The sequence below is a fragment of the Sulfurovum sp. bin170 genome, from assembly GCF_010892395.1.
In the GTDB taxonomy this organism is placed as follows: Bacteria; Campylobacterota; Campylobacteria; order Campylobacterales; family Sulfurovaceae; genus UBA1140.
The window spans coordinates 1-14,819 of the sequence record NZ_JAACKB010000378.1 but is presented as its reverse complement, the minus strand read 5'-3'; the positions used below and the strand labels follow the sequence as shown (position 1 = coordinate 14,819).

At 39.1% G+C, this 14,819-nt stretch carries 7 protein-coding genes; 6 read left to right on the top strand and 1 reads right to left on the bottom strand.

The window, feature by feature from the left end; genetic code table 11:
* The first annotated feature begins 60 nt into the window (after positions 1-60).
* The 6 genes from rplK (at position 61) to rpoC (ending at position 11,512) form a co-directional block, all read left to right on the top strand.
* Positions 61-486, top strand: coding sequence for a 50S ribosomal protein L11 (gene rplK / locus GSY74_RS09000; protein ID WP_164664773.1), 426 nt, complete (start codon positions 61-63; stop codon positions 484-486).
* 117 nt (positions 487-603) lie between these two features.
* Positions 604-1,311: a 50S ribosomal protein L1 gene (rplA, locus tag GSY74_RS08995; protein ID WP_164664772.1), complete on the top strand. Its 708-nt coding sequence runs from the start codon at positions 604-606 to the stop codon at positions 1,309-1,311.
* Positions 1,312-1,586: 275 nt separating this feature from the next.
* Positions 1,587-2,072 (top strand): 50S ribosomal protein L10, encoded by a 486-nt coding sequence (rplJ, locus tag GSY74_RS08990; RefSeq protein ID WP_164664771.1) that lies wholly within the window; start codon positions 1,587-1,589, stop codon positions 2,070-2,072.
* A 183-nt stretch (positions 2,073-2,255) separates the two neighbouring features.
* Complete coding sequence (gene rplL, locus GSY74_RS08985) at positions 2,256-2,621, top strand: 50S ribosomal protein L7/L12 (RefSeq protein WP_164664770.1); 366 nt, start codon at positions 2,256-2,258, stop codon at positions 2,619-2,621.
* Positions 2,622-2,828: 207 nt separating this feature from the next.
* Positions 2,829-6,977: a DNA-directed RNA polymerase subunit beta gene (rpoB, locus tag GSY74_RS08980; protein WP_164664769.1), complete on the top strand. Its 4,149-nt coding sequence runs from the start codon at positions 2,829-2,831 to the stop codon at positions 6,975-6,977.
* A complete protein-coding gene (gene rpoC / locus GSY74_RS08975) occupies positions 6,977-11,512 on the top strand; it encodes a DNA-directed RNA polymerase subunit beta' (RefSeq protein WP_164664768.1) in 4,536 nt (1,511 codons plus the stop codon). The genes rpoB and rpoC overlap by 1 nt, the downstream gene beginning before the upstream one ends.
* Before the next feature lie 45 nt (positions 11,513-11,557).
* Here the strand turns inward: rpoC and GSY74_RS08970 are convergent, their stop codons facing one another.
* Complete coding sequence (locus GSY74_RS08970) at positions 11,558-14,650, bottom strand: efflux RND transporter permease subunit (protein ID WP_164664767.1); 3,093 nt, start codon at positions 14,648-14,650, stop codon at positions 11,558-11,560.
* Positions 14,651-14,819: the final 169 nt, after the last annotated feature.

Below are 14,819 nucleotides of genomic sequence, written 5' to 3'. Positions count from 1 at the left end.
TAAGTTTTTATTACTCAAGTTTTTATTTAATCTAAAACTATTTAATCTAAGGAGATAATGATGGCAAAAAAAGTAACTGAAAAGTTCAAGATGATGATTCCTGCAGCAAAAGCCAATCCATCACCACCAGTAGGACCTGCACTTGGTCAACGGGGTGTGAATATTATGGAATTTTGTAAAGCATTTAACGAGAGAACAAAAGATAAGGCAGGGTTCAAAATTCCTGTTGAAGTGACTGTTTATGCAGATAGAAGTTTTACATTTGAGACTAAGCAACCACCTGCATCAGAGCTTATCTTGAAAGCAGCAAACTTAAAAAGTGGTTCAGATAATCCACTTAAAAATAAAGTAGGAAGTCTGACTACTGCTCAAATTGATGAGATTGTAGCGCAGAAAATTGCTGATTTAAATACAGATGATAAAGCAATGGCAGCAAAAATCATAATGGGTACTTGTAGAAGTATGGGTGTAGAGGTTACTGCGTAGGTTCGATGAAATCGAACAATACAAATAATTTGTGTTTATAATTTTTATGGTCGGTGTTACCGACCCTACACCACAGAATAGTGGGAGATTTATTGATAATATATCGTGGAGAGATAGATGGCAAAAAAAGTAAGTAAAAAAAGAGCAGCGCTCTTAGAAAAAATAGATAGTGAAAAAAAATACTCTGTAGCAGATGCAGTGGCACTGCTTCCAAAATTAAAATCAGCAAAGTTTGATGAGACTGTTGAGATAGCATTAAACCTAAATCTTGACCCACGACATGCTGACCAGATGGTTAGAGGTTCGGTAATTTTACCAAATGGTACAGGTAAAGTTGTAAGAGTTGCTGTATTTGCAAAAGATGATAAAGCTGATGAGGCAAAAGCAGCAGGTGCTGATATTGTTGGAACAGATGATTTAATTGCTCAGATTAAAGAGGGTATTATTAACTTTGATACTGTAATTGCAACACCTAATATGATGGGACAACTTGGTAAAGTAGCTAGAATCTTGGGACCAAAAGGTCTTATGCCTAACCCTAAGACAGGTACTGTGACTATGGATGTAACAAAAGCTGTTACAGAGGCAAAAGGTGGAAAAGTTAACTTTAGAGTTGATAAAAAAGGTAATATCCATGCAGGTATTGGTAAAGTGAGTTTTGGTGCAGAGAAGATTGCTGAGAATTTTATAACTTTTATGCAGATTATTAACAAATCAAAACCAGCCGCAGCAAAAGGTAGATATATTCTTAATGGAGCATTGTCTTTGACTATGAGTCCAGCTGTTACTATGGATACGGCAGAACTTTTGGATATAAAAGCGTAGGGGTAGACCCATGTGTCTATCTTTTAGATATAAAAATGTAGGGGTAGACCGATGTGTCTACCCTCTGTTTGGATAGATAAAAGAGCCTAAAGCTTAGAGCATTTGAAGTGGAGGGCAGAGACTTTGCTCTGCCCCTACAACAAATGTTTTTTCCTTTATGCTTAGCATATATAATCTTAGACTAAAGATAATAGGGGCGAGAGCTTAATTAGTTCTCTTGAAAGAGAGAGCAGATTGTGAAAACAATACCCTTTTAGAGGTCGGAAGGAGAAAAAATGACTAGAACAGAAAAAGAAGCTATTGTAAATGAACTATCAACTGCATTTGCAGAACAGGGTGCTGTAATCGTATGTGATTACAAAGGTATGACTGTTGAGGCGTTAGAGGGTGTAAGAGCATTAGCTAGAGAAAATGCCGTACAGGTACGAGTTATAAAAAACACTTTAGCAGGAATTGCACTTAAAAATGCAGGATGTGAAGAGATGGAGCTTGTAAATACAAATGTTTTTATTTGGGGTGAAGATCAGATTGCTACTTGTAAAGTGGCTGATAAATCTGCTGAAGCCAACAAAGATAACTTCTCAATCAAATCTGGGGTAATAGAGTCAAAAGTTGCTGATATTAATACAATTAATGCGATGGCTAAACTTCCAGGTAGAGATGAACTTCTCGGTATGTTACTTAATGTTTGGAATGCACCAGTGCGGAACTTTACAATTGGTATGAGTGCATTAGCTGAGAAACTAGAAGAAGAGGCGTAGGGTGGTGCTTTTGAGCATCGCCAAATTCTCGTATGCATTCCCACCGAGGACGGATGGGAACGAGAAAGAAAACTAGAAAAACTTCTAGGAAACGATGGCTTTAGCCTCGTCTCTTTCGGGGCTGAAGCCTCCGATTCCAAGAAGTCCGATATGAATAAAATGAAACGATAATAAGGAAAAAAAATGGCAACAACAAAAGAAGATGTATTAGAGTTTATCTCAAACATGTCAGTATTAGAGCTCTCAGAGCTAGTAAAAGAGTTTGAAGAGAAATTTGGTGTATCTGCACAAGCTACAGTAGTAGCAGGTGGTGCAGTAGCAGAAGAGGTTGAAGAGCAGACAGAGTTTGATGTAGTTCTTACAGGTGCAGGTGCTAAGAAAATTGCTGCTATTAAAGTAGTAAGAAAAATCACTGGGCTTGGTCTTAAAGAGGCAAAATCAGCAGTTGAAAATGTTCCAACTACTCTTAAAGAGGCTGCCTCTAAAGATGAAGCAGAAGCAATTAAAAAAGAGATTGAAGAAGCTGGTGCTGAGTGCGAACTTAAGTAATTAGAGACTAATTTGTTTACTCTGTAGGGTGGTGCATTTATGCCCACCATCTGTTTTGGTGGGCTTTCAAAGCACCACCCTACGAGATTCAACAGGATATAGTGACAAGCTATTGTGCAATAGTTTTTTTGTATATCTACGAAAGGTAAAATACCTAATATACATTCCATCAATAACATAAACATAATATTAAAATGAGGTTTGCCCATGTTAAACTCTTTACACTCTGGAAATCGACTTAGAGTCGATTTTTCAAAAACTCCTCGACAAATTGCTGTTCCCAACCTACTTCAACTACAACAGAAATCATATGATGATTTTCTAATGATTGATGCGAAAAATAGAACTGAATCAACCATTGAAAAGGTATTTCGTTCAGTTTTCCCACTAAATGACCAACAAAATAGACTTACTCTGGAGTATAAAGGTTCTACTATAGTACAACCTAGATATACGATTAGAGAGTGTATGGAGAGAGGTCTTACCTACTCTGTATCACTTAAGATGAATATCTCTCTGACTATCTGGAATAGAGATGAAAAAACAGGAGAGAAGCTTGACCCAAAAGAGATTAAAGAACAGGCTGTTTTTGTAAGAGATATTCCACTTATGACGGACAGAACATCATTTATCATCAATGGTGTTGAGAGAGTTGTTGTAAACCAACTTCACCGTTCTCCTGGTGTTATATTTAAAGAAGAAGAGGCAGCAACTGTTGTCAATAAACTTATCTACTCTGCACAGATTATTCCAGATCGTGGTTCATGGCTCTACTTTGAGTATGATGCAAAAGATATTTTGTATGCTAGAATCAACAAGAGAAGAAAGATTCCTGTAACTATTCTCTTTAGAGCATTGGATTATTCCAAAGAGGATATTATGAAGCTCTTTTATGATAACAAAGAGGTTTTTGTAAGAGATAACAGATTTGCAACGAAATTCTCTGTAGAGGACTTTGCTGGTCGGGCTCCTTATGAAGTTCGTGATCTTGATGGTAATATTGTTGTGGCAGCTGCAAAAAGATTAACAAAGAAAAAAGCTCAAAAGTTAATTGATGATGGTTTGAAGTGGGTAGAGTATCCATTGGAGATTCTTATAGATAGACACTTAGCAACTCCAATTATAGACAATGAAAGTGGAGAGATTATTTATGATGTGGTAGCCTCTCTTGATGAGATGAAACTCAAAAAGATTATTGATGCAGGTATTGAGAGCTTTACTATTGCAGATGATTTGGCAGAGGGGGCTGATGATTCCATTATTAAGTCGTTTATTGTAGATCATGAGTCGCTTAGACTGCTTAAGCAGACAGAAGAGATAGAAGATGAAAATCAACTAGCAGCTATTCGTATCTATAAGGTAATGAGACCAGGGGAACCTGTAACAGCAGAGGCTGCGAAAAATTTCCTCCGTCAACTCTTCTTTGATCCAGAGAGATATGACTTGACAAAAGTTGGACGAATGAAGATGAACCATAAGCTTAGTCTTGATGTTCCTGAGTATGTAACGGTTATGACGGCTGATGATATTATCCATACGGTTAAGTATCTATCAAAAGTCAAAAATGGTTCAGGTCATATTGATGATAGAGACCACCTTGGAAACAGAAGAATTAGAGCGATTGGTGAGCTTCTTGGTAATGAGCTTTATAACGGACTTACCAAAATGCAAAAAGCGATTAGAGATAAGATGACAACACTCTCTGGTACACTTGATGAGTTGATGCCTCATGATTTGGTAAACTCCAAGATGATTACGAACACTATTTTGGAGTTTTTCTCATCTGGTCAGTTATCACAGTTTATGGATCAGACAAATCCACTCTCTGAAGTAACGCATAAAAGAAGATTATCAGCACTCGGTGAGGGTGGTCTTGTCAAAGAGAGAGCAGGTTTTGAAGTTCGAGATGTTCACCCAACTCACTATGGTAGAATCTGTCCAATTGAGACCCCAGAGGGTCAGAATATTGGTCTAATTAACACCCTTGCAACCTATGCAAAGGTAAATGATTTAGGATTTATCGAAGCACCATATAACAAAGTAAAAGATGGTGTTATAAGTAAAGAGATAGTCTATTTAACTGCTACACAAGAGGAGGATTTAGTTATCGCTCCTGCTTCAACAGAGGTTCTTGATGGGAAGATTGTTAATGAACTGATTGAGACAAGATGTAATGGTGAGATTCTGCTCAATGAGACAAAAAGAGTTTCACTAATTGATATATCTCCACTTATGGTCTCAGGAAGTGCTGCTGCGCTTATTCCATTCTTGGAACACGATGATGCCAACCGTGCTTTGATGGGCTCAAACATGCAACGACAAGCAGTTCCTCTACTCAAAACCGATGCACCAATGGTGGGAACTGGTATGGAGGCGATAGTGAGCCGTGATGCTTGGGAATCGGTCAAGGCTAAACGACCAGGAAAAGTTGAAAAAGTTGACTCTAAAAATATCTATATCTTAGGTGAAGATGATAGTGGGGTATATATTGACCACTATCCGATGGAAAAAAATATGAGAACCAACCAAAATACCACCTTTACCCAGTCACCAACAGCAAATCTTGGTGATGTAGTTAAGGCTGGTCAAGTTATCGCTGATGGACCCAATATGGATATGGGTGAACTTGCAATTGGTAAAAACTGTATGGTTGCTTTTATGCCTTGGTATGGGTATAACTATGAGGATGCGATTGTTCTCTCAGAGAAGATTCTAAGAGAAGATACCTTTACCTCTATTCACACTTATGAAAAAGAGATAGAGGCTAGAGAGCTTAAGCATGGTACTGAGGAGATTACTCGAGATATTCAAAATATTCGTGAAGATGAACTCACTCACCTTGATGAGAGTGGAATTATTAAAGTTGGTACACATGTTAAACCAGGGATGATTATGGTAGGTAAGGTTTCGCCAAAGGGTGAGATTAAACCAACACCAGAGGAGAGACTACTTAGAGCTATTTTTGGTGAAAAAGCGGGTCATGTGGTAAATAAATCACTCTACTGTCCAGCCTCTATGGAGGGTATTGTTGTAGATGTCAAGGTCTTTATCAAAAAGGGTCAAGAGAAAGATGCAAGAGCAGTTCAATCATATGAAGAGGAGAAAGCTGTTCTTGATGGGGAGCATCATGATAAACTTTTGATGATTGATAGAGAGGAGTTGCTTAGAATTGCTACTATGTTATCTAGGGCTGAACTTATTGATGATGTGACAATTGAAGATGAGCTGTATGAGATTGGAGATAAGATTTCTGCTGATGTTATCATAGGTGTCAATAGATTTGCTCTGCGTTCAGTTGTTCAATCCTATAGTTCTAAGGTTCAGTCAGAGTATAACTCAGCTAAGAACTACTTTCAAAGACAGAAGAAAAAACTTAAAGAGGCACATGAGGAGAAGCTCTATATCTTGGAAAAAGATGACATCTTGCCAAATGGTGTAACAAAGAAAGTGCTTGTATATGTTGCAACAAAGCGAAAGCTAAAAGTTGGTGATAAGATGGCAGGACGACATGGAAACAAAGGTATCGTCTCCAATATTGTTCCTGAGATAGATATGCCTTATACCAAAGATGGAAAAACTGTTGATATTATCTTGAATCCACTAGGAGTTCCATCTCGTATGAATATTGGTCAGATTCTTGAAGTTCACTTAGGGATGCTAGGCAAGAAGCTTGGTGCACAACTCCAAGAGATGTTTGATGAGCAGAGAGAGAGCATGATAACAGATCTTCGAGAGAAGATGACAGAGATTGCTGATGTTGCTAAGTTGATGAATGCAAAAGAGACACTAGAGAAGATAACTGATGAGGAACTTATAGATTATGCTAGAGACTGGGCAAATGGTGTTAAGTTCGCAACAACAGTGTTTGAGGGAACCAATCAACAAGAGTTCGACAAGCTATTTGAATTGGCAAAGATGGATGCTGATGGTAAGACCGAACTTTATGATGGTAAGACAGGTGAGAAGATGTTGGAGAGAGTCAATGTAGGCTATATGTATATGCTTAAGCTTCACCACCTTGTTGATGAGAAGGTTCATGCACGGTCAACTGGACCATACTCTCTAGTTACTCAACAGCCAGTTGGTGGTAAAGCACTATTTGGTGGGCAGAGATTTGGAGAGATGGAGGTCTGGGCATTGGAGGCTTATGGTGCGGCACATATTCTAAAAGAGATGTTGACTATCAAGTCAGATGATGTTGATGGACGAACCAAAGCTTATAGAGCTCTTACTAGAGGTGAGTCAGTACCAGAGTCGGGTGTACCTGAGACAATGTTTGTCTTGACCAAGGAGCTTCAAGCACTTGGATTGGATGTAGACCTGTATGAGAAGAAAAAAGAAGAGGGAGCCATATAATGAGTGATTTTTTAGACAGTTTAAACCCTATTGATTTGACAAGTGAAGATAGACCGACGGATATTATGGCGATGCAACTTCGTGTTGCTAGTCCAGAGAAAGTTCTGTCATGGTCTTATGGAGAGGTTAAAAAGCCTGAGACTATCAACTATCGTACACTAAAGCCCGAGAGAGACGGTCTCTTTTGTGCTAAGATATTTGGACCTGTTAGAGACTATGAGTGTCTCTGTGGAAAATATAAGAAGATGAGATACAAGGGCGTTCTGTGCGAGAAGTGTGGTGTAGAGGTTACCACAATGAAAGTACGAAGAAACAGAATGGGGCATATTGATTTGGTAGCTCCTGTTGCTCATATCTGGTATGTCTCTTCACTACCATCAAGAATCGGAACACTTCTTGGTGTAAAGATGAAAGATTTAGAGAGAGTACTCTACTATGAGGCGTATATCGTAAAAGAGCCAGGAATGGCGGCTTATGATAGTGAAGGTTCAACACCTTTGGAGAAGTTTGATGTTCTTAATGAGGAGCAGTATCAATCTATCACACAACGCTTCCCAGAGTCTGGGTTGGATGCTAGAATGGGTGGAGAGGTAGTCAAAGAGCTTTTGGGTGATTTAGATTTGGTGGAGATGTTTGCAGGGCTAAAAGAGGATATTTTAGCTACAAAATCTGAAGCTAAGAAGAAGACTATTGTCAAAAGACTAAAAGTTATTGAGGCTTTTCTTGATTCAGGAAACAGACCAGAGTGGATGATGCTTACTATTTTGCCTGTTATGCCACCTGATTTGAGACCTCTTGTGAGTCTTGATGGTGGTAAGTTTGCAGTTTCTGATGTTAATGACCTCTATAGAAGAGTTATCAACAGAAATCAGAGACTCAAAAGATTAGTAGAGCTAGACGCTCCTGAAATTATTGTTAGAAATGAGAAGAGAATGCTTCAAGAGTCTGTTGATGCACTTTTTGATAATGGTAGAAGAGGAAACTCTGTAAAGGGTGCTAACAAGAGACCACTTAAGTCACTCTCAGAGGTGATTAAAGGTAAGCAGGGTCGATTTAGACAGAACCTTCTTGGTAAGAGAGTTGACTTCTCTGGTAGGTCTGTTATTGTTGTTGGACCGAATCTAAAGATGGATGAGTGTGGACTACCTAAAGTTATGGCGGTTGAGCTATTTAAGCCACATGTTATGGCCAAGCTTGAAGAGAGAGGATATGCGACAACTCTAAAACAGGCGAAGAAGATGATAGAGAATAAAAGCAATGAAGTGTGGGAGTGTCTGGAGGATGTAGTTGATAGCTATCCAATCCTACTAAACAGAGCGCCTACTCTGCATAAGCTCTCTATTCAGGCTTTTCACCCAAAGCTTATTGATGGAAAAGCGATTCAGCTTCACCCTCTTGTCTGTGCAGCGTTCAATGCCGACTTCGATGGTGACCAGATGGCTGTACATATTCCACTCTCTTCAGAAGCTATTGCAGAGGCTAAGATTTTGATGTTGAGTTCTATGAATATTCTGCTTCCTGCTTCAGGTAAAGCGATTGCTGTCCCTTCTCAAGATATGATTTTAGGTCTCTACTATTTGACTCTTGAGAAGATAGATGTTGTTGGTGAGCATAAACTATTTGCCAATGTTGATGAGGTTACAATTGCCAATGAGCAGGGTGGACTGGATATCAATGCTAAGATTAGAACAGTCATTGGTGGTAAGATTGTGACCACTACTGCTGGTAGAGTTATACTAAATGATATTATTCCTGACTATGTTCCAGAGAGTTATTGGAATAAATTGATGAAGAAAAAAGATATATCAGCTCTGGTTGATTATATCTATGCACAGAGTGGTATCTCATATACATCCGAGTTCCTTGATGCCCTAAAAGATATTGGTTTTAAATATGCAACAAAATCAGGTGTATCAATCTCTATTGATGATATCAAAGTTCCAGAGAAAAAAGAGCAGATGGTAATAGATGCAAAAGAGCAAGTTGTTGAGATTCAGAAGCAGTATACCAAGGGGCTTTTGACAGAGCAGGAGAGATATAATAAGATTATTGATATCTGGACAGATACCAACAACGCCGTAGCAGGTGAGCTTATGACTCTTATCAAAAAAGATAAAGAGGGATTCAACTCTGTGCATATGATGGCAGATTCAGGTGCTAGAGGTTCGGCTGCTCAGATTAGACAGCTCTCTGGGATGAGGGGTCTTATGGCAAAGTCTGATGGTTCTATTATTGAGACACCAATTACCTCAAACTTCCGTGAAGGTCTGAATGTACTAGAGTACTTTATCTCAACTCACGGGGCTAGAAAAGGTCTTGCAGATACCGCGATGAAGACAGCGAGTGCTGGTTATTTGACTAGAAAACTTATTGATGTTGCACAAAATGTAAAGGTTATCATGCATGATTGTGGCTCTCATGAGGGGGTTGATGTAGTTGATATTTTTGTTGGTAATGAGATGATTGAGCCATTAGCAGACAGAATCTATGGTAGAGTTATTGCAAAAGATGTTATTGACCCTATTACCTCCGAGGTATTGGTGAGTGAAGGTACAATGATTGATGATAGACTCTCTAGGTTGATTACGGATGCTGGTGTTCGCTCTGTTAATATTAGAACATCCGTAACTTGTAAAGCACCAAGAGGAATATGTGCCAAATGTTATGGTTTAAACATGGCAGAGAACAAGATTGTAAAAATTGGTGAGGCAGTTGGTGTTGTTGCGGCACAATCTATTGGTGAACCAGGTACACAGCTTACACTTCGTACATTCCACACAGGTGGTACAGCTTCTGCTGGTAAAGAGGAGAGACAGGTTATCGCTAATAAGGAAGGGTTTATCCGTTATTATAACTTGAATGTTTATAAAAACTCTGAAGATAAACTACTTGTATCAAACAGAAGAAATGCAGGTGTCCTTCTCGTTGAGCCAAAAGTTAAATCTTTAACAAGAGGCAGAATCTCTATTATTCAGTCTCATGATGAGATATTTTTGACAGTTCAGCAGGGAGCTCAAGAGCAGAAATATACGGTTAGGAAATCTGATATAGCCAAGACCAATGAACTAGCAGGTGTTGGTGGAAAAGTTGATGGTAAACTATTTATCCCTTATGAGGATGGAGAGCTTATTGAAGAGGGTGACTCTATTGTTGAGGTTATCAAAGAGGCTTGGTCTGTGCCTAATCGTATCCCATTTGCTAGTGAGCTTAAAGTTGATGATGGTGCTCCTGTTACTCAAAATATCTATGCAGAGGCGAAAGGTACAGTTAAGTATTTCCTTCTAAAAGGTGATTATATTGAGAGAATTAAGAGCATCAAAGAGGGAGAGTTCGTAGAGGAAAAAGGTCTCTTTGCTGTTATTGTTGATGAGAATGATAGAGAAGCTGCAAGACACTATATTGCAAGAGGTTCTCTTGTGAAACTAGAAGATAATACAGTTCTATCAAGAGGTGACCTTATCGCAGCACCAGAGAGTGACAATCAAGTTGTTATCGCTGAGTGGGATCCATATACTGTGCCTATTATAGCAGAGTCAAATGGTACGGTTAAATTTGAAGATATTGTAGCAGGTGTTACTGCCGTTGAGCAGTTTGATGAGTTGACAGGTGAGAGTAGGCTTACTCTAAATGAGTATATCCCTAGCTCTTATAAGCCAGCTATTGTATTGGCTACAGATGATGGTGAGCTGGTCACTTATGCACTTGACCCTAAAACCTCTATCTATGTTAACGATAGAGATAGAGTAGGTATTGCTGATATTTTGGCAAAAACACCAAAAGCTGCACAGAAATCAAGTGATATTACATCAGGTCTTCCAAGAGTATCCGAGCTGTTTGAAGCTAGAAGACCAAAAGACCCAGCACATATTGCTCGAATCAACGGTACTGTAAGTTTTGGAAAGCCACTTAGAGGTAAAAAGAGACTTATTCTAACCGATGAAGAGGGTAGAATGGTTGAGCAGTTTATGGACAAGCAGAGAACAGTTGTTGTTGCAGAGGGTGATTTTGTACACACAGGTGAAAAACTCACCGATGGTACAATCTCTAGTCATGATATTCTTGCTACACTTGGGGAGAAAGCACTCTATGAGTATATTGTAGAAGAGGTACAGAAGGTTTATCGTAGACAAGGGGTTAATATCTCTGACAAGCATATCGAAATTATTGTCTCTCAGATGATGAGACAGGTGAAAATAGTTGATTCAGGGAACAGTAAATTTATTGATAATGATTTAATCTCTAAGAAGAAGTTTGTAGTTGAGAATAAAAAAGTAATTAAACTATTTGGTGAACCTGCTATTGCTGAACCACTACTTATTGGTATTACTAGAGCGGCTGTTGGTGCAGATAGTATCATCTCTGCTGCTTCGTTCCAAGATACAACAAAGGTTTTGACCTCTGCATCTGTTGCAGGTACCATTGATGCCTTTGAAGATTTGAAAGAGAATGTCGTTATTGGTCGGCTTATCCCTGTTGGTACAGGAATGGTTGATTATGATAAGGTGACACTTACTCCTGCTAAGTCTGGTAAATAAATTTTTGAGTATAAAATGGATTCAATTTGGTCGGTGTTACCGACCCTACGATATTAATCTTTTTTTGCTCAAAACCACATATAAAACAGGTAGATAGAGCAGGTTCAAAACTGTTCCCCAAAGTAGCCCAAATCCAAGAGCAATCGCCATCGGCTGAAAGATAACTGCTTGACCAGTTGGAAAAAATATAAGACTAGATAGACCGATAAGCGTGGTAATGGTTGTTAAGATAATCGGTCGAAATCGTTTACTCGCATGGTGGTAAATCTCCTCTATATTAGTCGCTTTTTTCAAATTTATCATCATAATTATTCCATCATTTATAACGACTCCTGCAAGTCCTAGTGTACCGATAACAGAAGAGAGGCTTAGGTTAATATCGAGTATAAAGTGACCTGCCAAGACTCCTAAAAATGAGAAAGGAATCACCGACATCATCATAAATGTCTCTCTAAAAGAGTTAAAAAGATAGAGCATGGAGAGCATAATAAGTATCATCGCCAGTGCAGAGGCTGCCATCATGTCGTTTTTGAGGGATTTCTGTTTCTCCTGTTCCCCTTTAAACTTTAGTTTGATGCCATCAGCTTTGATAGTGTCGAGGAGGGGTTGAATTTTTGCTATCGCCTCATTGGCTGTGATAATCTTACTATTGACATTGGCGTAGATATAGAAGTTTTTCTCTCCAAAATCTTTGATGATTTTCTCAAATGATTTGACTTTTTGAAACTCTACAACCTCTTTGAGTCGTACCGTTCCCAACTCTCCTAAGTTTATCTCAAAATTTTTCAGGGCTTCGATGGAGTCCTTGTTGTCTCGTTTGATACGAATCTCTAGTAGGTCAGTAGCATCAAAAGCGATAGCTACTTTTCGCTCTAGGTACATATTGGATAGCAGTTGTCCTAGCTGTTGTTCATTGATTCCCAGTGACTCACCATAGCTGTTGACTTTGAGTTTTATCTCATCTATCCCAAACTTCATACCATCATCAACCGAGACGATACCATCAAGGGCAAGGAGTGAACTTCTCAGCTGTTGCATGTAGTTTATCACTTTAGCATTGTCATTGGAGATAAGTCCTATCTTGATGTCCGATTTGATTGGACCCACTTTTTTCTCTACAATATCTATATCGGTTAGATTAAATCTCTCTTTGTAGTTATGCTCTTTTAAAAACTCTCGTAACTCTACTGAGATGATAGCTGATTTCTTCTCTCTAATTCGGTTAGTCTCATCATAGTAGAAGCTAAGAGTTGGGGTGATATAGGCATCGATAAAATTTTGGGCTTTGAGTTTCTGTAGCTCTATCTTTATCTGTCCCACATAGGGGTAGGTTTCGCTATTGCCTCCACTATCTCGTCGCCAACCTGCCACGGCTCCGATATGTTCGATATAGAGTTGCTCTTTTTTGGCATACAAATCCTCTTCTATCTCTTTTAAAATTCTGTGCGTCTCTTCGGTGGTGCTGTTGACATTGGCTTTTAGGGTGAGGGTGACGGTGCTAGAGTCAAACTTGGGGAACATTTGAAATTTACTTGCTTTGATACCCATAATGATACCGATAGGCACGAGTAGCAGAAATATAAGTAGAAAGGTCTTTTTGAAATGGATAAGGTAGTGGATAATAAGACTATATATTCGATTTGCTTTTCCCCAATCCAGAGGTTTGCTCTCTTTTTTTAGGATATGTGCTGCGTGTATTGGCAAAAAGACAAAAGACTCAATAAGTGAAGCCAAGACCAACACCGAAACAGTGATAGGGATAAGCTTCATCACCTCCCCTAGTGTTCCACCTATCATCAGTGCAGGGATAAAAGCAAAGAGCGTGGTCAAGGAAGCGATGGTAACAGGCTTAAACATCTCTTTTGCCCCCACAATCGCCGCCTCTTTGGGTTCAATTCCTGCTTCGATATGTTGCTGTATATTTTCACTCACCACAATGGCATCATCGACGATAATTCCCAAAGCAATAAGCACCCCAATTAATGAAATCATATTGATGCTGTAGCCTGAGGCATAGAGCCAAAAAGCCCCCATCACAAATGAGGTGGGGATACCCAAAGAGATAACAAAGGACATCCGTGTGTTTATAAGTACCATGACCAAAAAAGAGATAAGGATAAGACCTAGTAGGATATTGGATACTACAATATTGAGCCTATCTTTTATACGCACAGAGTAGTCATCATGGATGAGGTAGGTGAGTTGCTCATTTTGAAGATTGAGTCTTTTGACAATAGCCGATACCTCTTTAGAAATTTCCAGTGCATTACCTGAGTCACTCATACCGATAGCCACATCAATGGCATTTTGGGTATCTACAGAGAAGAGCGAAGCTGAATCCTCATACCGTTTGGTCACAGTGGCAATATCTTTTAGGTAGAACCGTTTTCCCTGAACCATCATCTGGCTCTCTAGTAGACCTTGGGCTGTTTTTTTGCCATTGTAGGTCGAGATATAGAAGTGACCACCTGTGCTATCTTCTATTTTTCCAATAGGGTAGATATAGGAGAGTCCCCTGATGGCAGAAGCGATGCCATTCTCATCAATCCCCAATGCTTGAATCTTCCCTGAGTTTAGGCTAATATCATAGTAGATTTCGGCATCGCCATAGATGGTCACTTCGGAGATATTTTTGAGATTGGTGATTTGCTCTTTGAGTATCTTAGCCGAGCCAATGAGCTTGGCATGGTCAGCCGTTTTACTGCTAATCGCAACACTCAACAATCTTTTACCTGTAGTGAGTACCTTGACCATCGGCTCATTCATATCATCAGGTAGATACTGCTTGGTGATGCTGATGGCATCTTTGATTTTGTTGGCTGTGTTGTATTTGTTTACGCGTTTTTCAAGCTCTACTATTATGTTAAATCGTGCAGGAGAGATGATGGTAGATAACTCTTTGATACCATCGATGTTTTTCACTTCATCTTCGATTCTCTTGACTGCCATCTTGTCCAGAATATCAATGGATGCCCCTGTGTAGCCTCCTGAGATAGATACCATATCTAGTTCAAATGAGGGAAATATCTCTTTTGGGGTTTTGGTGTAGCTATAGACACCTGTGAGAAATACCAAGATAAAGAGGAGGTAGTTCATTCTGGCGTTGGTGATGAAGAATTTTAGGAGGTTTTGGAACATTTGGCTACCTGTTTTTTTGGGTTATTATAGCAGATATTTTCAGATGCTAAGAGACATTAATAGACATCTTGCAAAACTAGGAACCGATGGCTTCAGCCCAATGCCAATGAATTAGCGAGGCTGAAGCCATCGTTTCCTTATATGCAATTTGCATTTTCGGAATCGGCGT

What these genes read in the sequence shown, in the direction of transcription:
- rplK (WP_164664773.1), top strand. Translation starts at nt 61, where the DNA reads ATGGCAAAAAAAGTAACTGAAAAGTTCAAGATGATGATTCCTGCAGCA.
- GSY74_RS08970 (WP_164664767.1), bottom strand. Translation starts at nt 14,650, where the DNA reads ATGTTCCAAAACCTCCTAAAATTCTTCATCACCAACGCCAGAATGAAC.
- rplJ (WP_164664771.1), top strand. Translation starts at nt 1,587, where the DNA reads ATGACTAGAACAGAAAAAGAAGCTATTGTAAATGAACTATCAACTGCA.
- rpoB (WP_164664769.1), top strand. Translation starts at nt 2,829, where the DNA reads ATGTTAAACTCTTTACACTCTGGAAATCGACTTAGAGTCGATTTTTCA.
- rplA (WP_164664772.1), top strand. Translation starts at nt 604, where the DNA reads ATGGCAAAAAAAGTAAGTAAAAAAAGAGCAGCGCTCTTAGAAAAAATA.
- rplL (WP_164664770.1), top strand. Translation starts at nt 2,256, where the DNA reads ATGGCAACAACAAAAGAAGATGTATTAGAGTTTATCTCAAACATGTCA.
- rpoC (WP_164664768.1), top strand. Translation starts at nt 6,977, where the DNA reads ATGAGTGATTTTTTAGACAGTTTAAACCCTATTGATTTGACAAGTGAA.